The organism is Sphingomonas sp. (genome assembly GCF_965227385.1).
In the GTDB taxonomy this organism is placed as follows: domain Bacteria; phylum Pseudomonadota; class Alphaproteobacteria; order Sphingomonadales; family Sphingomonadaceae; genus Sphingomonas.
In genome coordinates, this window is the sequence record NZ_OZ245750.1 from 1,156,050 (window position 1) to 1,174,439 (window position 18,390).

19 protein-coding genes are annotated in these 18,390 nt (G+C 66.9%); 13 read left to right on the forward strand and 6 right to left on the reverse strand.

Going from position 1 to position 18,390, the window contains the following annotated elements; all coding sequences use genetic code 11:
* Window positions 1–20: 20 nt before the first annotated feature.
* The 7 genes from ACO05N_RS05675 (at window position 21) to ACO05N_RS05705 (ending at window position 6,229) form a co-directional block, all read left to right on the forward strand.
* Window positions 21–827, forward strand: coding sequence for a DUF2163 domain-containing protein (locus tag ACO05N_RS05675; protein WP_422056200.1), 807 nt, complete (start codon window positions 21–23; stop codon window positions 825–827).
* Window positions 824–1,198 (forward strand): peptidoglycan endopeptidase, encoded by a 375-nt coding sequence (locus ACO05N_RS05680; RefSeq protein ID WP_422056201.1) that lies wholly within the window; start codon window positions 824–826, stop codon window positions 1,196–1,198. The genes ACO05N_RS05675 and ACO05N_RS05680 overlap by 4 nt, the downstream gene beginning before the upstream one ends.
* A 1-nt stretch (window position 1,199) precedes the next feature.
* The gene (locus ACO05N_RS05685) at window positions 1,200–3,338 is read left to right on the forward strand and encodes a phage tail protein (protein ID WP_422056202.1); all 2,139 of its coding nucleotides are present in this window, start codon (window positions 1,200–1,202) and stop codon (window positions 3,336–3,338) included.
* Between the two features lie 6 nt (window positions 3,339–3,344).
* A complete protein-coding gene (locus ACO05N_RS05690; RefSeq protein ID WP_422056203.1) occupies window positions 3,345–3,854 on the forward strand; it encodes a DUF2793 domain-containing protein in 510 nt (169 codons plus the stop codon).
* A gap of 102 nt (window positions 3,855–3,956) precedes the next feature.
* Complete coding sequence (locus ACO05N_RS05695; RefSeq protein WP_422056204.1) at window positions 3,957–5,081, forward strand: OmpA family protein; 1,125 nt, start codon at window positions 3,957–3,959, stop codon at window positions 5,079–5,081.
* Window positions 5,082–5,261: 180 nt separating this feature from the next.
* Entirely contained in the window at window positions 5,262–5,564 is a 303-nt protein-coding gene (locus ACO05N_RS05700) for a transcription initiation protein (protein WP_422056205.1), read from the forward strand.
* On the forward strand, window positions 5,564–6,229 hold the full coding sequence (locus ACO05N_RS05705; protein WP_422056206.1) for a phytanoyl-CoA dioxygenase family protein: 666 nt from the start codon (window positions 5,564–5,566) through the stop codon (window positions 6,227–6,229). The genes ACO05N_RS05700 and ACO05N_RS05705 overlap by 1 nt, the downstream gene beginning before the upstream one ends.
* On the opposite strand, the gene ACO05N_RS05710 is transcribed toward ACO05N_RS05705, so the two are convergent.
* A complete protein-coding gene (locus ACO05N_RS05710) occupies window positions 6,218–6,943 on the reverse strand; it encodes a YgfZ/GcvT domain-containing protein (RefSeq protein WP_422056207.1) in 726 nt (241 codons plus the stop codon). The genes ACO05N_RS05705 and ACO05N_RS05710 overlap by 12 nt on opposite strands.
* Window positions 6,944–6,987: 44 nt before the next feature.
* Between ACO05N_RS05710 and ACO05N_RS05715 the strand changes: the two genes are divergently transcribed.
* Window positions 6,988–8,313, forward strand: coding sequence for a dihydroorotase (locus ACO05N_RS05715; protein ID WP_422056208.1), 1,326 nt, complete (start codon window positions 6,988–6,990; stop codon window positions 8,311–8,313).
* 77 nt (window positions 8,314–8,390) lie between these two features.
* Entirely contained in the window at window positions 8,391–8,693 is a 303-nt protein-coding gene (locus tag ACO05N_RS05720) for a hypothetical protein (protein ID WP_422056209.1), read from the forward strand.
* A 22-nt stretch (window positions 8,694–8,715) separates the two neighbouring features.
* Here the strand turns inward: ACO05N_RS05720 and ACO05N_RS05725 are convergent, their stop codons facing one another.
* Window positions 8,716–10,524 carry an ABCB family ABC transporter ATP-binding protein/permease gene (locus tag ACO05N_RS05725; protein ID WP_422056210.1) on the reverse strand — a complete coding sequence of 603 codons (1,809 nt, stop codon included), beginning with the start codon at window positions 10,522–10,524 and terminating at the stop codon, window positions 8,716–8,718.
* Between the two features lie 83 nt (window positions 10,525–10,607).
* On the opposite strand from ACO05N_RS05725, the gene ACO05N_RS05730 reads away from it, so the two are divergent.
* Window positions 10,608–10,838, forward strand: a complete 231-nt coding sequence (locus ACO05N_RS05730; RefSeq protein WP_422056211.1) for a hypothetical protein — start codon at window positions 10,608–10,610, stop codon at window positions 10,836–10,838.
* A gap of 4 nt (window positions 10,839–10,842) precedes the next feature.
* On the opposite strand, the gene ACO05N_RS05735 is transcribed toward ACO05N_RS05730, so the two are convergent.
* From ACO05N_RS05735 to crtY, 4 genes are read right to left on the reverse strand one after another with little or no spacing between them, the layout of a single operon-like run.
* Entirely contained in the window at window positions 10,843–11,796 is a 954-nt protein-coding gene (locus tag ACO05N_RS05735) for a phytoene/squalene synthase family protein (RefSeq protein ID WP_422056212.1), read from the reverse strand.
* On the reverse strand, window positions 11,793–12,374 hold the full coding sequence (locus ACO05N_RS05740) for a TIGR00730 family Rossman fold protein (protein WP_422056213.1): 582 nt from the start codon (window positions 12,372–12,374) through the stop codon (window positions 11,793–11,795). The genes ACO05N_RS05735 and ACO05N_RS05740 overlap by 4 nt, the downstream gene beginning before the upstream one ends.
* On the reverse strand, window positions 12,371–13,852 hold the full coding sequence (locus ACO05N_RS05745) for a phytoene desaturase (RefSeq protein WP_422056214.1): 1,482 nt from the start codon (window positions 13,850–13,852) through the stop codon (window positions 12,371–12,373). The genes ACO05N_RS05740 and ACO05N_RS05745 overlap by 4 nt, the downstream gene beginning before the upstream one ends.
* Window positions 13,849–15,012, reverse strand: coding sequence for a lycopene beta-cyclase CrtY (gene crtY / locus ACO05N_RS05750; protein ID WP_422056215.1), 1,164 nt, complete (start codon window positions 15,010–15,012; stop codon window positions 13,849–13,851). Before crtY ends, ACO05N_RS05745 begins: the two co-directional genes overlap by 4 nt.
* A 108-nt stretch (window positions 15,013–15,120) precedes the next feature.
* Between crtY and ACO05N_RS05755 the strand changes: the two genes are divergently transcribed.
* The 3 genes from ACO05N_RS05755 (at window position 15,121) to ACO05N_RS05765 (ending at window position 18,305) form a co-directional block, all read left to right on the forward strand.
* Window positions 15,121–15,885, forward strand: coding sequence for an SDR family NAD(P)-dependent oxidoreductase (locus tag ACO05N_RS05755; RefSeq protein WP_422056216.1), 765 nt, complete (start codon window positions 15,121–15,123; stop codon window positions 15,883–15,885).
* A gap of 120 nt (window positions 15,886–16,005) precedes the next feature.
* Window positions 16,006–16,572 carry an HNH endonuclease gene (locus ACO05N_RS05760; RefSeq protein ID WP_422056217.1) on the forward strand — a complete coding sequence of 189 codons (567 nt, stop codon included), beginning with the start codon at window positions 16,006–16,008 and terminating at the stop codon, window positions 16,570–16,572.
* Between the two features lie 146 nt (window positions 16,573–16,718).
* A complete protein-coding gene (locus ACO05N_RS05765; RefSeq protein ID WP_422056218.1) occupies window positions 16,719–18,305 on the forward strand; it encodes a serine hydrolase in 1,587 nt (528 codons plus the stop codon).
* The last annotated feature ends 85 nt before the right edge of the window (window positions 18,306–18,390 follow it).

The window sequence follows — 18,390 nt, forward strand, 5'->3', positions numbered from 1 at the left end:
CAAGATCAAGGAAGACGCTGATGAACTGGCTGAACGCGCCGCTCGCCACGATCGCTTATTGCTGGCGGATCGAGCGGCGGGATGGGGTGGCGATCGGGCTGACCGCGCATGATCGCGATCTGGAGGTGGATGGCTTCCGCTATCGCGCGGCACCGGGGATGACGCCATCGGCGATCCGGCGCGGGGCGGGGCTGGATGCCGACAGCATGGATGTGACGGGCGCGCTGACTGGCGCGGCGATCAGCGAGGTCGACCTGCTTGCCGGGCGGTGGGACGGGGCGCGGATCAGCCTGTTCGCGGTCGACTGGACGGCGCCGGGCGAGATCGTCGTGCTGGGCAGCGGGACGATCGGGGCGGTCGAAACGCGCGATGGCGTGCTGACCGCCGAGCTGCGCGGGGCGGCGGCTGCACTGGATGCGCCGGTGGTCGAGATGACGTCGGCCGAATGCCGCGCCGAGCTGGGTGACGCACGGTGCCGGGTGGCGATGGCGGGGCGGCGGCGATTCGCGCGGGTGATTGCCGCCGAGGGGGCGGTGCTGACACTGGATCTGCCCGAGCCGGTGGCGGGTGGATGGGCTGGCGGGCGGCTGCGCTGGTTCGGCGGGGCGAATAGCGGGCTGAGCGATGCGATCGCGGCGTCGGCCGGGGATTTCGTGACGCTGCGGCGGGCACCGCGCTTCGATGCCGTTGGTGCCTTGGTGGAGGTGAGCGAGGGATGCGACAAGAGCATCGCGACATGCGCGGGGCGGTTCGGCAATGCGGCGAATTTCCGGGGCAAGCCGTATCTGCCGGGGGTGGATCTGTTGACGCGCTACCCGGGAGGATGAGTCCGCTGGAGCGGGCGCGGGGCGCGATCGGCGCGCGGTTCCGGCTGCATGGGCGCTGCGTGGCGCATGGGCTGGATTGCGTCGGGCTGGCGGGGCTTGCCCATGGGATTGCCGTGCCGCGTGGATATGCGCTGCGCGGCGGGAGTGTTGCGCAGGTGTGCGACGCGGCGGCTGCGGCGGGTCTGGCGCGTGTCGACGATGCGCGACCGGGCGATCTGGTGCTGTTCGCTGCGGGCGCAGGGCAGCTGCATCTCGCCATCGCGAGCGATGATGGTGTGATCCACGCCGATGCGGCGTTGCGCCGCGTGGTCGAGCGGCCGGGCGTGCCGCCGTGGCCCGAGCTGGCGCGCTGGCGGTGCAAGGAGAACTGACATGGCGACATTGGTGCTGATGACCGTCGGCGGCCTGTTCGGCGGTCCGGTCGGGGCAATGCTGGGCAGCCTTGCCGGTCAGGCGGTCGATCGCGAGCTGCTGTTTAAGCCCAAGGGGCGCGAGGGGCCGCGGCTGACCGAACTGGCGGTGCAGACATCGAGTTACGGCACGCCGGTGCCCCGGATTTTTGGGACTTTACGGGTCGCCGGGACGGTGATCTGGGCAACGGACCTGGTCGAGCATCGCCAGCGCGAGGGCGGCAAGGGGCGGCCGACGGTGACCAGCTACAGCTATACCGCGTCCTTCGCCGTGGCCTTGTCGGCGCGACCGATCCTGTCGGTCGGGCGGATCTGGGCCGACGGGAAATTGCTCCGCGGGGCGGCGGGGGACTGGAAGGTGCGGACCGGGTTCCGCTTGCATCCGGGATCGGAGGATCAGGCGGTCGACCCGTTGATCGCATCGGCCGAAGGCGCAGGGCTGGCGCCGGCGCATCGCGGCATTGCCTATGCAGTATTCGAAAACCTGGAGTTGGAGGAGTTCGGCAACCGCATCCCTTCCTTGACCTTCGAGCTTGTGGCCGATCCGGGTGCGGTAACGGCAGGGGCGATCGTCGCGGCACTGTCCGGCGGCACGGTCGATGCGGGCGACGCGACGCTGCCGATCCAGGGCTATTCGGGTTATGGCGAGTCCGTACGCACGGCGATTGCGCCGCTGATCGAGGCGAGCGGGGCCTGGCCGGTCATTGCCGGCGATGGCTTTATCCTGGCCAGCGGCGGGGGCAGCGCGGCGATGATCATCGACCCTGGTGCAGGCGGGGGCGGGATCGAGCGGTCGATCGAGGCACCAGACCGGGTCCCGAGCAGGGTGGCGATCAGCCATTACGACCCTTCGCGCGATTATCAGGCCGGGGTGCAGGTCGCGACCGACCCGCAGGGACAGGATCGCGAGCGGCGCATCGAGCTGCCTGCGGCGATCTCCGCTGCCACCGCGAAGGGAATCGCGCAGGCGGAGCTGGTGCGGGCGGATCTGGTGCGTACGCGGCGGGTGGTGCGCCCCGGATGGTCGGCGATCGACCTTGCGCCCGGCGCGCGCGTCGCGATTGCCGGTGAGAGCGGACTGTGGCGCGTGGTCGAGACCCGGGTGGAATCCGGCGAGGTCGCGTTGGTGCTGACCCCGATCGCCCCGCCGGTCGCGGCGGCACTGGCCAGCCCCGGGCGGGTCAGCCCAGCGCCCGACCGGATCCATGGCGCGACGCGGCTGCATGGTTTCGAGATGCCACATGTCGGCGAGGGATTGTTGAGCAGCCCCCGGCTGTCGATCGCTGCGTGCGGGACGTCGACCGGCTGGCGCAGGGCCGCACTGGCGGTGAGCAGTGACGCTGGGGCGCGCTGGGAGGCGATCGGCGGGACCGCGGTTCCTGCGGTGATCGGAACGGTGGTGACGGCTGCGCCCCCCGCAGGCGCGCTGATCGAGGACCGGCGTTCGCAGCTGGTGATCGACCTGGCCCATTCCGGGATGGAGCTGATCGACGCGTCGCCCGAAGCGCTGGATGCCGGAAGCAATCTTGCGCTGGTTGGGAACGAGCTGATCCAGTTCGGTCGCGCCGAGCCGCTGGGCGACGCACGCTGGGCGTTGAGCCGGCTGTGGCGCGGACGGCGGGGGACGGAAGATGCAATCGGCACGATGGCGCCGGGGGACCAGTTCGTCCTGATCACGACCGATGCGCTGACGGTGCAGGACGGACGCGGCGCGGCGGGCGCGCAGCTGACCGTGATGGCGACGGGGGTGGGCGATGCCGAGCCGGTCGAGGTTATCGTGCCCGTTACCGGGCGGTCGGTGGCGCCGCCCGCGCCGGTTGCGCTGCACGCAGTGCCCGCTCCGGGCGGCCGTAGGTTGCGCTGGACGCGGCGGAGCCGGGTGGGGTGGCGCTGGAGCGATGGCACCGACGCCCCGCTGGGCGAGAGCGCCGAACGCTATCAACTGCGGATCGCCGTATCCGGCCAGCCCGATATCGTCGTGACGAGCGACACCCCCGAATGGCTGCTGACCGGCACGGACGCGGCGACGGTCGAGGTGCGCCAGGCGGGCGACCACGGCCTGTCGCCGCCCGCGATCCTGATCCTCGAGGCGATGGAGTGACGACAGATGACGACGACCAGCCGATTCGCCCTGCCCCTGCTGCATGCCGGGCAGGCGCAAAAGGAATTGTTCCATAATGAGGCGGTCGTCGGGATCGACGCGCTGCTGCACCCGGATGTGCAGGGGGTGGGTGTCGACACACCGCCTGCTACGCCCGAAAACGGGCAGGCGTGGATCGTGGGGCATGCGCCGAGCGGCGATTGGGTCGGACATACCGATGAGATCGCATGCTGGACCGCCGGTGGATGGCGATTTGCTGCGCCGCGCGCGGGAATGGAGGTCTGGGCCGAATCGCTTGACCGGCCGGTGCGTTTCCGCGCGGGCATAGGGTGGCAGGTCGGCGTGATCGCCGGCAGCCGGATCGAGATCGATGGGATCCAGGTGATCGGTGCTCGCCGAGGGGCAGTTGCCACGCCCACTGGCGGTGCTATCGTGGACGAACAGGCGCGTGATGCGATCGAGGCGATCCTCGATGCGTTGCGGGCACACGGACTCATCGCTAGCGCCGAACTGTGACGTTGCGGCAACAGTCCCCGGATTTTGTTCGCTTGCGCGGAAACTTTCCAGCGGTTAGGAAGTTAGCGCTGTCCGAAGTGGCAACTAAGAAAGGGGATTAAGATGCGGAAGCTTGCCGTAACTCTGGCACTTGCTTCGACCGCGCTCACCACGCCCGCCCTCGCACGCGACGACGCGTGGTATGTGGGTGTTGAAGGCGGTGCGATGATCGTCGAAGACATTGATTACGACATCGGCGCCACGGCTGCCGCTGGAACGGTCGACCATAACTATGGTTGGGACGTTGGCGGTACGATTGGCTACGACTTCGGCGGTTTCCGCGCCGAGGCCGAAGTCAGCTACAAGCGCGCGACGGTCGATGCCTATCGTTCGACCCTCTCCACGCCGTTCTACACGGCGGCTGGTGCGGTCGCGAACCTTGCGCCGGGCACCTACGACTATGCGGGCGGCTCCTCGAGCGCGCTCAGCTTCATGATCAACGGCATGCTCGATTTCGGCGACGATGATGGGCTTCAGGGCTTCGTCGGCGGCGGTGCCGGCGTGGCGCGGGTCAAGGCTGACTATGCTCTGACCACCCGCGGCGCGTTCCTGGACGACTCCGACACCGTCTTCGCCTGGCAGGCGATTGCGGGCGTGCGTCAGGCGGTCACCGACAATATCGACGTCTCGCTGAAGTATCGTTTCTTCAACGCGGACAACGTGAAGCTGATCGACGTGACCGGTCGCACCTTTGACGGTCGCTATCGTTCGCACAGCCTGCTCGGTGGCGTGACGTTCAACTTCGGTGAGCCGGCTGCTCCGCCGCCTCCGCCGCCCCCGCCGCCGCCTCCGCCGCCTCCTCCGCCCCCGCCGCCCCCGCCGCCTCCGCCGGCAGTGTGCACCCCGGGGCCGTACATTGTCTTCTTCGAGTGGGACAAGTCGGACATCACGCCGGAAGCAGCGGGCATCCTGGATAACGCCATCTCGGCTTACCAGAATTGCGGCAATGCGCAGGTCATGCTCGCCGGTCACGCCGACCGTTCGGGTGCAGCCAGCTACAACGTCGGCCTCTCGCAGCGTCGTGCGGACTCGGTCCGTTCGTACCTGTCGGGCCGCGGCATTCCGGACGGTGTGATCGGTACGGAAGCGTTCGGTGAAAGCCGTCCGCGCGTCGACACCGCCGACGGCGTGCGCGAACTGCAGAACCGCCGCGTGGAAATCACTTACGGTCCGGGCTCGGGCATGTAAGCCACGCGGTCCACTCTGTGGATCGATAAGATTTGGGGAGGTCGGGAAACCGGCCTCCCTTTTTCTTTGCGCCATCGCGTGGGCTGGAATGGGTCGAGGGATCGACTTGCCGGAGGAGTCAGGCTCGGGCATCATCATGCCGATGTGGCCAAGTATTTGATCTCGTTCCCGAGTGCGGCGATGACCGTAGCCGATGATGAACTCGCCGCGGTGGGCGATGCCGCCCGCGCTGTGATCGCCGAGGCCAAGGCGGCAGGCGTGTACGTCTTTGCCGGTGGCATCGATGAAGCGATTGCGCCCGTCCTGATCCGCACGGACGGTACGGTATGTTCCGATCTCTATCCCGGCAGCCGTCTGGATGGCGGCTTCGCGATCTTCGAATTGCCGAGACAGGTCGATGCGATCGAGTGGGCGCGGCGGATCGCGGCCGCCTGCCGCTGCGCGCAGGAAGTGCGCGTGTTCATGTACGATCCCGCCAGCTGATGCCCGGTCCATTCAGCGAGAGTGGTGCCGCCCGCCTGGCAGGTGCCGCTTGCGACGCGATCGAGGCGCTGGCGGCGAGCCTGGCGGACCAGCCGACGGACCGCGCCGGTATTCGCTTGCACGGAATTGCGCCGCTTGCGGCCCTCCTCGACGGGCACGGCAGGATTGGTGCGCAAATCGTTCCCTTTGGGGGAGCAGGTGCGCGGCCGGTACGCGCCATCCTGTTCGACAAAAGCGAGCACAGGAACTGGGCGCTGGCTTGGCATCAGGACCGGACGATTTGCGTGCGCACGCGACACGACGTTCCCGGCTTCGGGCCGTGGACGGTCAAGGCGGGGCTGGTCCATGTGGCGCCACCGTTCGACCTGATCGAGCGGTTGATCACCATCCGTATCCATCTGGATCACGTGCCGGAGGACAATGCGCCGCTACTGATCGCGCCGGGGTCGCATCGGCTTGGGATGGTGCGCGAGGATGCGATCGAGAAGGCCGTGGCTGCGTGTGGTGCATATGCATGCCTGGCGGATGCCGGCGATATCTGGGTCTATGCGACACCCATCCTGCATGCGTCGGCGGCGGCGGTGACTCCGCGCCGCCGCCGGGTGTTGCAGGTCGATTATGCTGCGTTCGACCTGCCCGGCGGCCTTATATGGTCAGGCATCTGAGCCGAGTGCGGCGGTCAGCCAGTCGGGCAGGATCGCGTCACCCAACGCCTCGACGCGGCGATGTTCGACCATCAGCCCGAGTTCGGGATAGGTTGCGCGGGTGCGATCGCCCGGCGCGCTGAGCGGCGCGACCACGAGCCGCCGGTTGACCTTGGCGCGCCAGTTCATGCGCGCAGTGTTTTCCTGACCGACATAGCAGCCCTTGGAGAAGCTGACGCCGTTTAGCTCCGCGGCATTGCATTCGAGCCAGAGCGTCTTGTCCTGGCCGAGTTCCTCCGCCCCTTCGGTGACGCCGAGGTTGAGACGATGTTCCAGCCAGCCGATGGCCGGCGATCCCGCTTGCTCGCCGAGCCAGCGCCAGCCGAGCGCTGCAAGTCGTGGATCGGGAACGCCATGCCCCGCCGCGCGCGACCAATGGACCCCGCCCTCGGCAGCAGCAATCGTGATCGGGCGGCGCAGGCGGTAGATCGACAGGCGGCGGATCAGGGCGTCGCGCTGCGTTGCTTCACAATCGATCAGGATGTCGTCGCCGTGAGCCCACAGGATGAAGTCGAACAGCGCCTTGCCCTGCGGCGAAAGCAATCCCGCCCAGAGCGGCGCATCGGGCTGCACCGCATTCACATCCTGAGTCACCAGCCCTTGCAGGAAGCCGCGCACATCCTCCCCGGAAGCACGGATCAGGGCGCGGTCGGGCAGCAGGGTGGCATCAGTCATGGCGAACAGGTAGGAGGCGGGGCAGGCAAGCGAAAGAGGCTGATATGGCGACGTTCGATCTGAAGCTCACTGGTGGCACGGTGCATCTGCCCTCCGGCCCGGCGCAGGTCGATGTCGGGGTGCGTGACGGCAAGATCGTCGCGATTGGCGCGAGCGGGGACGCAGGCGAGACGATCGATTGCACCGGGCTCGACGTGCTGCCCGGGGTGATCGACAGCCAGGTCCATTTCCGCGAACCGGGGCTGGAAGCCAAGGAAGACCTCGAATCCGGGAGCCGCGCCGCGGTGCTGGGCGGGGTGACGGCGGTGTTCGAGATGCCGAATACCAAGCCGAATACCGACAGCGCCGACGCGGTGAACGACAAGCTCGCCCGCGCGAAGGATCGCATGTGGTGCGACCACGCCTTCTATGTCGGGGCGACCAACAGCAATGCCGAGCATCTGGCCGAGCTGGAGCGGATGCCGGGGACGGCGGGGGTCAAGATCTTCTTGGGCGCATCGACCGGCGACCTGCTGGTCTCGGACGATGCCAATCTGGCGCAGGTGCTGGCGAGCGGGCATCGCCGCGTCGCGATCCATGCCGAGGACGAGTTCCGCATGAACGATCGCGAGAACGAGCGGGTGGCGGGTGATCCGTCGAGCCATCCGGTGTGGCGCGACGACGAGAGTGCGATTTTGGCGACGCGGCGCATTCTGAAGCTGGCGCGGGAAGCGCGGCGGCGCATCCATGTGCTGCATGTGACGACGCCGGCGGAGTTGGAGCTGCTCGGCCAGTACAAGGACATCGCGACGTGCGAGGTGACGCCGCAGCATCTGACGCTGGCCGGCGAGGACGCCTATCCGCGCCTTGGCACCTACGCCCAGATGAATCCGCCGATCCGCTCGGCCGCGCATCGCGACGGGCTGTGGCACTGGCTCAATCAGGGCGTGCCGGACGTGCTGGGGTCGGATCATGCGCCGCACACGATCGCGGAAAAGGCCAAGCCTTATCCCGCGTCGCCCAGCGGGATGCCGGGGGTGCAGACGCTGTTGCCGCTGCTGCTCGACCATGTGGCGAAGGGGCGCACGACGCTGGCGCGGCTGATCGACCTCACCAGCGCGGGGCCGCAGCGGGTGTTCGGGCTCGTCGGCAAGGGGCGGATCGCGGTGGGCTACGACGCGGATTTCACCGTGGTCGACCTCAAGAAGCAGTGGACGGTCGAGGAGGGCTGGCTGGCGTCGCGGTGCGGCTGGTCGCCGTTCACCGGGGATGAGCTGACCGGCAAGCCGATCGGGACGATCATCCGCGGGCGTCAGGTGATGTGGGACGGGCAACTGGCGAACAGCGCGCATGGCCGGCCGGTGCGGTTCGAGGCGGTCGAGTTCGGGTGAGTCTCCGCTACCGAGCCTGCAGGAGCGCTACGCTGCTTGCTGCGATGCTAGCCAGCGGGACCACCGGCGTTGCTTCGGTGATCACGACCGGCCCATTCTACGTCCGTTACGCGCAAGAGGCGAGCGCTGCCGACCGGGCGGAGGTGCTGGCAATCGTTGTCTCTGTCTCCAAATCTCTTCCCGATTCGGTCGTTCATCTCTGCTCGACCGCCAGCTCCCACTTACAAAAGCGTTGGCATGGAGAAGTTCGGGCAGCGCTCGTGAGCGCAGGCATCGAGCTATCGCGCATCCGGGACAAGGGCCGGTGCGACGCGAAAATGGCGAAGAGCAAGCCCGAACATGCGGTGGCTGTGCTGGTCGGACCTGGCGGCCGCCCGTAAAGACCGTGCCGCATCGGATGGCTTAGGCCTCCACAGCCTCCCGCTCGGCCTGTTGTCGCATCCACATCTCGGCGTAGGTGCCGCGCTGCTCCAGCAGTTCGGCATGCGTGCCCTGTTCGGCGATCTCACCGTGTTCCAGCACGACGATGCGGTCGGCATGGACCACGGTCGACAGGCGGTGGGCGATGACGATGGTGGTGCGGCCGCGTTCGATTGCTTCGAGCGTGTCGAGAATCTCCGCCTCCGTCCGTGAATCGAGCGCGCTGGTCGCTTCGTCGAGGATCAGGATCGGCGGGTTCTTGAGCAATGTGCGGGCGATGGCGACGCGCTGCTTCTCGCCGCCCGACAGCTTGAGGCCACGCTCGCCGACGCGGGTGTCATAGCCGTCGGGCATCGATTCGATGAAGCCGGCGATCGCCGCGCCGCGGGCGGCCTGCGCGACCTCATCCGGCCCGGCGCCTTCGCGACCATAGGCAATGTTGTAGCCGATCGTGTCGTTGAACAGCACCGTGTCCTGCGGAACGATGCCGATCGCGGCGCGCAAGCTGGCCTGAGTCACCTGGCTGATGTCCTGCCCGTCGATTGTCACGCGCCCGCCAGTCAAGTCGTAGAAGCGGTAGAGGATGCGCGCGAGCGTCGACTTGCCCGCGCCCGACGGGCCGACGATCGCGACGGTCTGGCCGGGGCGGATGACGAGGTCGATGCCCTTGAGGATGTCGCGCCCGGGGTCGTAGCCGAAGCGGACATCTTCGAACCGCACCTCGCCGCGATCCACCACCAGCGGCGGGGCGTCGGGCACGTCCTTCACCTCGGCACTGGTATCGATCAGGTCGAACATCGCGCCCATGTCGATCACGCCCTGCCGGATCGTGCGATATACCCACCCGAGCATGTCGAGCGGGCGGAACAGCTGGCTGAGCAGGGTCGAGACGAACACGACATCGCCCGCGGTGAATTCGCCGGTGGACCAGCCCCAGGCGACCACCGCCATCCCCGCGCCGAGCATCACATTGGTGATCAGCGACTGGCCCATGTTGAGCCAGGCGAGTGAGTTTTCCGACTTCACCGCCGCCTTGGCATAGGATTCGACCGCGCGTTCGTAGCGATCGGACTCGCGCTGCTCCGCACCGAAATATTTCACCGTCTCGAAGTTCAGGAGCGAGTCGACCGCATGCGCGACTGCGCCGGTGTCGAGATCGTTCATCTGCTCGCGCAACTTGGCGCGCCAGTCGGTGACCCAGCGGGTGAAGGCGATGTAGATGATGACCATCGCCATGGTCGACGCGACCAGCCACCAGCCGAACTTGCTGCCGAAAATCTGGAGCACCAGCGCGAGTTCGAGGATCGTCGGGGCGATGTTGAACAGCAGGAAGTAGAGCATCGAATCGATGCTCTTGGTCCCGCGTTCGACCACCTTGGTCACCGCGCCGGTGCGCCGTTCGAGATGGAAGCGTAGCGACAGCTGGTGCAGGTGGCGGAAGGTGACGATGGCGAGCCGCCGGGTCGCATCCTGGCCGACTTTTTCAAACACCGTGTTGCGCAGATTGTCGAACACGGTGGTGAATAGCCGCGCGGCGGCATAGCCGACCACCATCAGGATCACGAAGGTGATGACGCCGCGCTCACCGATCGACATCGCGTCGACGGCGGCCTTGAGCGCATAGGCTGCGCCATAGACCTGCACGACCTTCGACAGCACAACCAGCACCAGCGCGCCGACGATGCGCGCCTTCAGCCCCGGCTGTCCGGCGGGCCAGAGATAGGGAAGGAAGCGCCGGAGCGTGGCGAACAGTGGACGTTCGCCGCCGGAGCGGGCGGTATCGGGAGGCATTGGCGCTATCTGGGGCCGCAGCGATCGGGATGCAATGAAACAAAACGCGCCCGCCATCCGTTGAAATGGCGAGGAGCGAGATGATGGAACCGGTTTTCTACGTGATGGCCATTCTTGGCTGCGGTGACTTCCAGGATCAATGCCAGCAGGCGCGGATCGAGCCGGTCCGGTATCAGAGCGCGGCGCAATGCCAAGCCGCCATGGCGCAGGTGTTACCGCGCCACACCGACCTCTCCTATCCGACCATTGCGGCGACCTGCCAGCAGCGCGGCGAACAGATGGCGCGCGCGGAAACTAAGCCGCGCCATCGCTGAGTCCTCACGATTGTCGCGGTCGCGTCCATAATTCCGCGGGTCGCGGACGCGGCGGATAGAACGTTCGACGCATGGTGGCTTGACCGAATGCGCGTGCGATCCAGCCCATCTTTTGCCCAGCGCTTGTTCCAGCGCGATGGTCCCATGCATGATCGCCGCGGGCGACGACTTCCCGTGCGATGTCCCCGTAAATTCCCGCTGCGGCCAAGACCGCCCAGGCGGACCGGAAGCCCAGCGCGGGGGTGCCCAGCCGCGCGCTGTCTTCATGTGCCTGCGCCAGTTCCCCCAACCATCGCGCCATCACCGTGAGGCGCGACCGAAACGGCGGCTTCATATGCTGGCCAGGCGGGATGTCCATTTCGACCAGCCATTCCATCGGCAGGTAGCAGCGTCCGATTGCGTCGTCCGCCTCGATATCGCGTGCGATATTGGCGAGCTGAAACGCAAGGCCGAGGTCGCACGCGCGGTCGAGCGTCGCGTCGTCCTGCGGATCCACCCCCATCACCACCGCCATCATGCATCCGACCGCGCCGGCGACATGGTAGCAATATTGCATCAGGTCATGTTCGGAGCGCGGGAACCAGCCCTTCGCATCGAGCGCGAAGCCGTCGACCAGATCCTGCGCAAAGCGGTGCGGCATGCGCGTTTCCGCGGCGACGATGCGCAACGCCTCGAACGCCATTTCCCCGGTCGGTTCGCCCGCCAGCGCCTTGTCGGTCAAATTGCGGATGCGCGCGAGCGCGGCGGCGGGGTCCTCGACCACGCGCGCATCATGGCCCAGCTCCTGCCCATCGGCGATGTCGTCGCACGCGCGGCACCAGGCATAGAGCAGCCACGCGCGCTCGCGCGTGACCGGATCGAACAGCTTGCTGGCCGCCGCGAAACTTTTCGAGCCCTTGGCGATGCTCTCCCGCGCGGCCGCCACGACGGCGTCGCGGCCTGGCGCGGGCAGAGTCACAGGTCCTTGCTGCCGATCTGGCCCACGGTCTGCGTCGGCACATGCGCCGCCATCTTGGCGAGCAGTCCGTCGAGCTGATCGTCGATGATCAGGATCGACTGGTGCTGAGGGCGCAGAAAGCCGACTTCGCCCATCTTCCCGACGAATTCGATCAGGCCGTCATAATAGCCCGCGACGTTGAGCAGCCCGACCGGATTGGCGTGATAGCCGATCTGCGCCCAGCTCATCGCTTCCCACAATTCGTCCATTGTGCCGGTGCCGCCGGGCAGAGTGATGAAGCCATCGGACAGGTCGGTGAACGCCTGTTTGCGCTCATGCATCGTGCGCACGACGTGCAACTCGGTACAGCCGCGATGCGCGACTTCGGCATCGACCAGCGCCTGCGGGATCACCCCGATCACCTCGCCGCCCGCTTCCAGCGCGCTGTCGGCGATCGCACCCATCAGGCCGAGCCGCCCGCCGCCATAGACGACGCCGATGCCGCGCTGCGCTAGCTTACGGCCGACGAAGCGGGCATTTTCGATATAGACCGGGTCCGCCGGGGTGGCGGATCCGCAATAGATGGCGAGGCGCTTCACGGGTTAGCTTGCTCCAGCATCAGCGCGGCGGTCGCCTTGGCGCTGCCGACCACGCCGGGGATGCCGGCGCCCGGATGGGTGCCAGCGCCGACGAAATAGAGGTTCGGGATCGAATCGTCGCGGTTGTGCGCGCGGAAATAGGCGCTCTGCGTCAGGATCGGCTCCAGGCTGAACGCGCTGCCCAGATGCGCGGCGAGATCCTGTGTGAAATCGGGCGGGGCATAGCTGAACTTGGTAACGATCCGGTCATGGATGTCGGGAATCAGGCGGCGCCCGACTTCGTCCAGAATGCGCTTCTCGAGCAGCGGGCGGACGGTATCCCAATCGACCGGGGCCTTGCCCATGTGCGGCACCGGGGCGAGGGCGTAGAAAGTCGAATGCCCTTCCGGCGCCATCGACGGATCGGTGATGGTCGGATGGTGCAGGTAGAGCGAGAAATCCTCGCTCACCACGCCATGATTGTAGATGTCGTCGAGCAGCCCCTTATAGCGCGGACCGAACAGGATCATGTGGTGCGGGATGCCGGGCCAGGTGCCCTTGATGCCGAAATGCACGACGAACAGCGAGGGTGAGAAGCGCTTGCGCTCCAGCTTCGCGGCGGTGCGCTGCGCGCTGCGCGAACCCTTGAGCAGGTCGCGATAGCTGTGGACGATATCGGCGTTGCTGGCGATGGCGTCCGCCTCGAACCGCTTGCCCGTCTTGGTGCGCACCGCGGTTGCGCGCTCGCCCAGCGTCTCGATCTCCTCGACACCATCGCCCAGCACCAGCGTGCCGCCGAGCCGCTCGAAATGCCGGACCATGCCCGCGACCAGCCGGTTGGTGCCGCCCATCGCGAACCATACGCCGCCGTCTCGCTCCAGCTTGTGGATCAGCGCATAGATGGCGCTGGTGGTCATCGGATTGCCGCCGACGAGCAGCGTGTGGAACGACAGCGCCTCGCGAAGCTTCTCATTCTTCACGAAGCTCGATACCATCGAGTAGACGCTGCGCCACGCCTGGTACTTCATCAGCGCCGGCGCCGCCTTGACCATCGAGGTGAAGTCGAGAAACGCGACATGGCCGAGCTTCTCATAGCCCTCGCGATACACCCCGGCCGAATAGTCGAGGAAGCGGCGATACCCGGCGATGTCGGCAGGATCGAGCTTGGCGATCTCCGCCGTCAGCACGCTGTCGTCATTGGTATAGTCGAAATTGGTCCCGTCCGGCCAGTTGAGGCGATAGAAGGGCGAGACCGGCGTCAGCGTGACGTCATCGGCCATGCGATGGCCTGACAGCGCCCACAGCTCTTCCAGCGATTCCGGCGCGGTGATGACGGTCGGCCCGGCATCGAACGTGAAGCCGTCCTTCTCCCAATAATAGCCGCGCCCGCCGGGCTTGTCGCGCGCCTCGACCACCACGGTGTCGACGCCGGCCGACTGCAGGCGGATGGCCAGCGCCAGGCCGCCAAATCCTGCTCCGATCACTACTGCACGCTTCATTTGCTCGACCCCCTGATCGCCGCGAGCGCGCGCCTGACCGGCACCGGCGGTTTGCCGGCGAGAACACGGGCGCGATCGAATAGGCTGGACTGAGCGCTATAGAAGCGGGCGACGAGCCCCGCGTCCAAGCGATAAAATCGTTCAAGCACGCGATAGCGTTCACCCGGCTCCGCGGCGCGGAACAGCATTGCGCTGAGCATGCGGTAAAAGCCGCGCTGTCGCCACGCCTTGCGCGCGTGACCATAGGTCAGGTCGTGCAGCGCCGCACCCGACAGGTCACGTGCATTGCCGATTAGTCCGGCGAGGCGCACCGCATCGGGCAGCGAATAGCCGGTAACCGGCTGAAACAGTCCGGCGCGCATACCCGCCTTGGCGACGCGATTGCCGCCCGACTTCCAATATTCTTCGAAATCCCCGCCCAGCGCGATCGGCAGCGACCCTGCCTCCTCGCGCATCACCCCTTCGACGACGATCCCGCGCGCGCTCGCCCAGGCGTCGATCCGCTTGGTATAAGCTGCGGTATCGATGTCGGGCGTGTCGCTGTAATAGGTGTCTTCGAGGAACAGCCGCGTCGCTGCAAAGGGCAGCGCATACATGAAGCGATAGCCGTCGATCTGCGCGACCGTCGCGTCCATAATTACCGGGCGCTTGAGCGCATGCGGTTCGGCCAGCGCCAGCTCGCGCCCGACGAACTTCTGCCAGCCCAGCTCCAGTTTGGACAGGTCGGCGGGACCGCGGCAATCGATCACCCCGCCTGCCTCGATCCGGTCGCCATCGGCAAGCACGACCGCGCGTGCGCTGGCGCCCAACACCTTGCGCCGGGTCATCACCGATCCTTCGGGCATCGCGGCACGGACGACCTGATCGAACCGATCAGACTCGATCGAATAATAGGGTGCCTTCAGCGTGCGCGCGTGCGCGGGAAAATGAACGTCGTAGCTGGTCCAGCCATAGGAGATCAGCGGCGCGACCAGCCAGCGGTCGGCGGGTGCCACGTCGCTGGCGAAGAACGACCAGAGGTGGTTGCCGCCTATGCTCCGCCCGCCCTCGATCAGGCGGACGTCGAGCGTCGGATGTTTGCGGCGCAGCGCGAGCGCGATCAGCCCGCCGGCAAGTCCCCCTCCGACAATGGCAACGTCGCAATGGATGATCGCTGGCATCGCCGCCGCCTAGCGGATCGTTGCGCATGGTAAAAGCCCCGCTTGCTGCGTGCGCGAACCTTTCCGTCGCGCCGGTGCGTTGCACTGCCGCAATCAAGGAGGGTGACGATGCGGACGGCAATGGTAACGGGTGGCGCGCAGGGGATCGGTCGTGGCGTGGTCGAGCGGCTGCTGGGCGAGGGCTGGGCGGTAGTGGCGATCGACCGCGACCGGGTTGCGTTGCGCGAGCTGGCCGACGCGCACGCGCCGCGCCCGCTGCTGACGCACCCGGCCGATGTCGGCGACGAGGCTGCGGTGGCGGAGCTGTTCAAGGTCTATGCGGCGTGGTGCAGGGACGTCGGCGCGGACGGTCTCGACCTGCTGGTCAGCAATGCCGGGATCGCCGACCCGGTCAGCGGCCCGATCGAGAAATTGAGCCTCGCCGACTGGCGCCGCTGGCAGGACAGCCATGTCACGGGCGGCTTCCTGATGACGCGCGCAGCCGTGCCGCTGCTGCGCGAGGGTGGCGGGTCGATCCTCTTCATTGCCTCCACGCGCGCCTTCCAGTCCGAGCCTGAGACCGAAGCCTATGCCACGGCCAAGGGCGGGCTGGTCGCGCTGACTCATGCGCTGGCGGTGAGCCTCGGTCCCGACATTCGCGTCAATGCGATCTGCCCGGGCTGGATCGAGACGGGGCCATGGCAGAAGGCGTCGGCGCGATCGGAGCCGGAGCATCGCGCGATCGACCGCGAACAGCACCCCGTGGGCCGCATCGGCACACCGGACGATATCGCCGATGCCGTGCTCTACCTCACCGATCATGCCGGATTCACGACCGGTCAGGCGTTGGTGATCGACGGCGGGATGAGTCGGCGGATGATCTATGCCGACTAATTGCGGTTCACTCCAAACCGGCCCTTGACCACGAGTCGCGCCCCGTGCTGTCATAGTCATGTCACGGCTGGCGGCGAATAAGCCCCGGTCGCGAGCGACGCGCGGCGAGAGAGGGGGACCATGTACCATCCCGATCTGATCCGACATCCGGAAGGGTGCCCGGCGCTCGTGCTCAATGCCGATTACACGCCCTTGTCCTATTATCCGCTGAGCGTGTGGCCGTGGCAGACCGCGATCAAGGCGGTGTTCCTCGATCGCGTCGACATCGTCAGCCATTATGAGCGCGAGGTGCGCAGCCCGACCGCGTCGATCAAGCTGCCCAGCGTGATTGCGCTCAAGCAATATGTGCGGCCGTCGCAGTTTCCGGCCTTTACGCGCTTCAACCTGTTCCTGCGCGACAAGTTCGAATGCCAATATTGCGGTAGCCACAAGGATCTGACGTTCGACCATGTCATCCCGCGCGCGCAGGGCGGGCGCACGACGTGGGAGAATGTCGCAACCGCCTGTGCCCCGTGCAATCTGAAGAAGGGCGGGCGCACCCCGAAACAGGCGGCGATGCCGCTGTTCATGCCGCCGATCCGCCCGACCAGCTGGCAGCTGCAGGAACATGGCCGCCGCTTTCCGCCCAATTATCTTCACGATACCTGGCGCGACTGGCTCTACTGGGATGTCGAGCTGGAGGCGTAGCGCTTCCTTGCCTACCCATATCTGTCGTCACCCCGGACTTGTTCCGGGGTCCACTGCGCGGCAAAGTCGGTCTTCCAGGCTCTTGCGATGCGCGCGGCTGAGTGGATCCCGGCACAAGGCCGGATGACGATTAGGGGTAAAGCGGAATGACGGGATTCACGGTGGATCGGCGGACGGCGCTGGCGCTTGGGGTTGGCGGAGCGGCGACGCTGGCGCTTCCCGCCTGGGCACAACAGGCCGCAGCCCTTGATGCGACGGTCGATCCGATCGTCGCGAACTTCATGCGTGCATTCGAAACACCGGGCATTGCCGTGGCGATCGTGCGCAAGGGACAGCCTGCCTGGCTCAAGGGCTATGGCGTGCGCACTATGGGCAGCGCCGCGCTGGTCGATGTCCACACCCGCTTTGGAATCGCGTCGAACAGCAAGGCGTTCACCGCCGCCGCGCTCGCGATGCTGGTGGAGGAGGGGAAGCTCGACTGGGACGACCGGCTGACCCAGCATATGCCCGAGTTCAAAATGGCCGATCCCGCGGTCACCAGCCTGTTCAACGTGCGCGACCTGCTCGTCCACCGTTCGGGGCTGCCCTTGGGCGCAGGCGATCTGCTCTATTTCCCGCGCTCCAACCGCACGGTTCAGGACGCGGTGCGCGCGCTGCAGTTTCTCCAGCCGGTGCGCCCGTTCCGCGGCGGCTATGATTATGACAATATCCTCTACATCGTCGCAGGCGCGCTGATCGAGGCGAAGTCGGGGATGAGCTGGCGCGACTTCATCCGCACGCGGATGCTCGAACCGCTGGGTATGGTCGACGCGGTGCCGTCGCTGGAGCTGCTGAAAACCGGCAACGTCGCGGGGCGCCATGCGCGACTGGGGCCGCCGGTGCGCGGCGTGGGGCCGATGCAGGTGATCGAGCCCGATGAATCGCCCGTGGTCGATGCCGGAGCGGGGATCAACGCCAGCATCGCCGATGTCGCCAGATGGCTGGAGGTTCAGCTGGCACTGGGCGCGCTGCCCGACGGCAAGCGGCTGTGGAGCGCCGACAGCGCAGCCGCGATGTGGACCCCGCAGATGGTGGTCGCGTCGAGCGATGGTCCCACCGACCTCAACCCGGTGCGTTCGATCATGCAGGGCTATGCGCTCGGCTGGTTCGTCCAGGATTATCGCGGCCGCCGCCTGATCAGCCATTCGGGCGGCCTGTCGGGTCAGGTGACGCAGACTGCGCTGATCCCGTCAGCGGGAATCGGGGTCGCGGTGCTCAGCAATACCGAGGACAGCGTGTCTGGCGGCATCCGCAACGCGCTGCTCGACCATCTGCTCGGCGTGCCAGCCTATGACTGGGTCGCCAATTATGTCGCGCGCAACAAGCTGGCCGCCGAAAGTGCCGTCGCGGCATTGGGCGATGGCGACGCCAAACGTCCCGCGGGCGGACCCAGCCTGCCGCTGGCCGCCTATGCCGGACGCTATCGCGATCCCTGGTATGGCGACATCGTGGTCAAGGCGGGCGGCAACGCGCTGTCGATCGATTTCGTCCCGCATCCCCAATTCGCAAGCCGGCTGGAGCCATGGGGCACGGATGCGTTCCGCACGCGGATGACGCCCGGCAAGGGCGAGGATGCCGTGGTGACCTTTGCCATCGCCGACGGCAAGGTTGCCGGTGTGACGATGAAGGCCCTCTCACCGCTCGCCGATTTCAGCTATGACTATCACCATCTGGCATTCGTGCCGGTGGCATGAGGTGATCGGATCGCAATGATCGTGAAGGGCAGGCGGCGGCCGGTGCGCGGCGGAGCGTTGGGTGCTCGCGCTGTCTCGATACGCG

Coding starts and splice junctions, on each gene's coding strand:
- ACO05N_RS05675 (WP_422056200.1), top strand. CDS start 21: ATGAACTGGCTGAACGCGCCGCTCGCCACGATCGCTTATTGCTGGCGG.
- ACO05N_RS05680 (WP_422056201.1), top strand. CDS start 824: ATGAGTCCGCTGGAGCGGGCGCGGGGCGCGATCGGCGCGCGGTTCCGG.
- ACO05N_RS05685 (WP_422056202.1), top strand. CDS start 1,200: ATGGCGACATTGGTGCTGATGACCGTCGGCGGCCTGTTCGGCGGTCCG.
- ACO05N_RS05690 (WP_422056203.1), top strand. CDS start 3,345: ATGACGACGACCAGCCGATTCGCCCTGCCCCTGCTGCATGCCGGGCAG.
- ACO05N_RS05695 (WP_422056204.1), top strand. CDS start 3,957: ATGCGGAAGCTTGCCGTAACTCTGGCACTTGCTTCGACCGCGCTCACC.
- ACO05N_RS05700 (WP_422056205.1), top strand. CDS start 5,262: ATGACCGTAGCCGATGATGAACTCGCCGCGGTGGGCGATGCCGCCCGC.
- ACO05N_RS05705 (WP_422056206.1), top strand. CDS start 5,564: ATGCCCGGTCCATTCAGCGAGAGTGGTGCCGCCCGCCTGGCAGGTGCC.
- ACO05N_RS05710 (WP_422056207.1), bottom strand. CDS start 6,943: ATGACTGATGCCACCCTGCTGCCCGACCGCGCCCTGATCCGTGCTTCC.
- ACO05N_RS05715 (WP_422056208.1), top strand. CDS start 6,988: ATGGCGACGTTCGATCTGAAGCTCACTGGTGGCACGGTGCATCTGCCC.
- ACO05N_RS05725 (WP_422056210.1), bottom strand. CDS start 10,524: ATGCCTCCCGATACCGCCCGCTCCGGCGGCGAACGTCCACTGTTCGCC.
- ACO05N_RS05730 (WP_422056211.1), top strand. CDS start 10,608: ATGGAACCGGTTTTCTACGTGATGGCCATTCTTGGCTGCGGTGACTTC.
- ACO05N_RS05745 (WP_422056214.1), bottom strand. CDS start 13,852: ATGAAGCGTGCAGTAGTGATCGGAGCAGGATTTGGCGGCCTGGCGCTG.
- crtY (WP_422056215.1), bottom strand. CDS start 15,012: ATGCCAGCGATCATCCATTGCGACGTTGCCATTGTCGGAGGGGGACTT.
- ACO05N_RS05755 (WP_422056216.1), top strand. CDS start 15,121: ATGCGGACGGCAATGGTAACGGGTGGCGCGCAGGGGATCGGTCGTGGC.
- ACO05N_RS05760 (WP_422056217.1), top strand. CDS start 16,006: ATGTACCATCCCGATCTGATCCGACATCCGGAAGGGTGCCCGGCGCTC.
- ACO05N_RS05765 (WP_422056218.1), top strand. CDS start 16,719: ATGACGGGATTCACGGTGGATCGGCGGACGGCGCTGGCGCTTGGGGTT.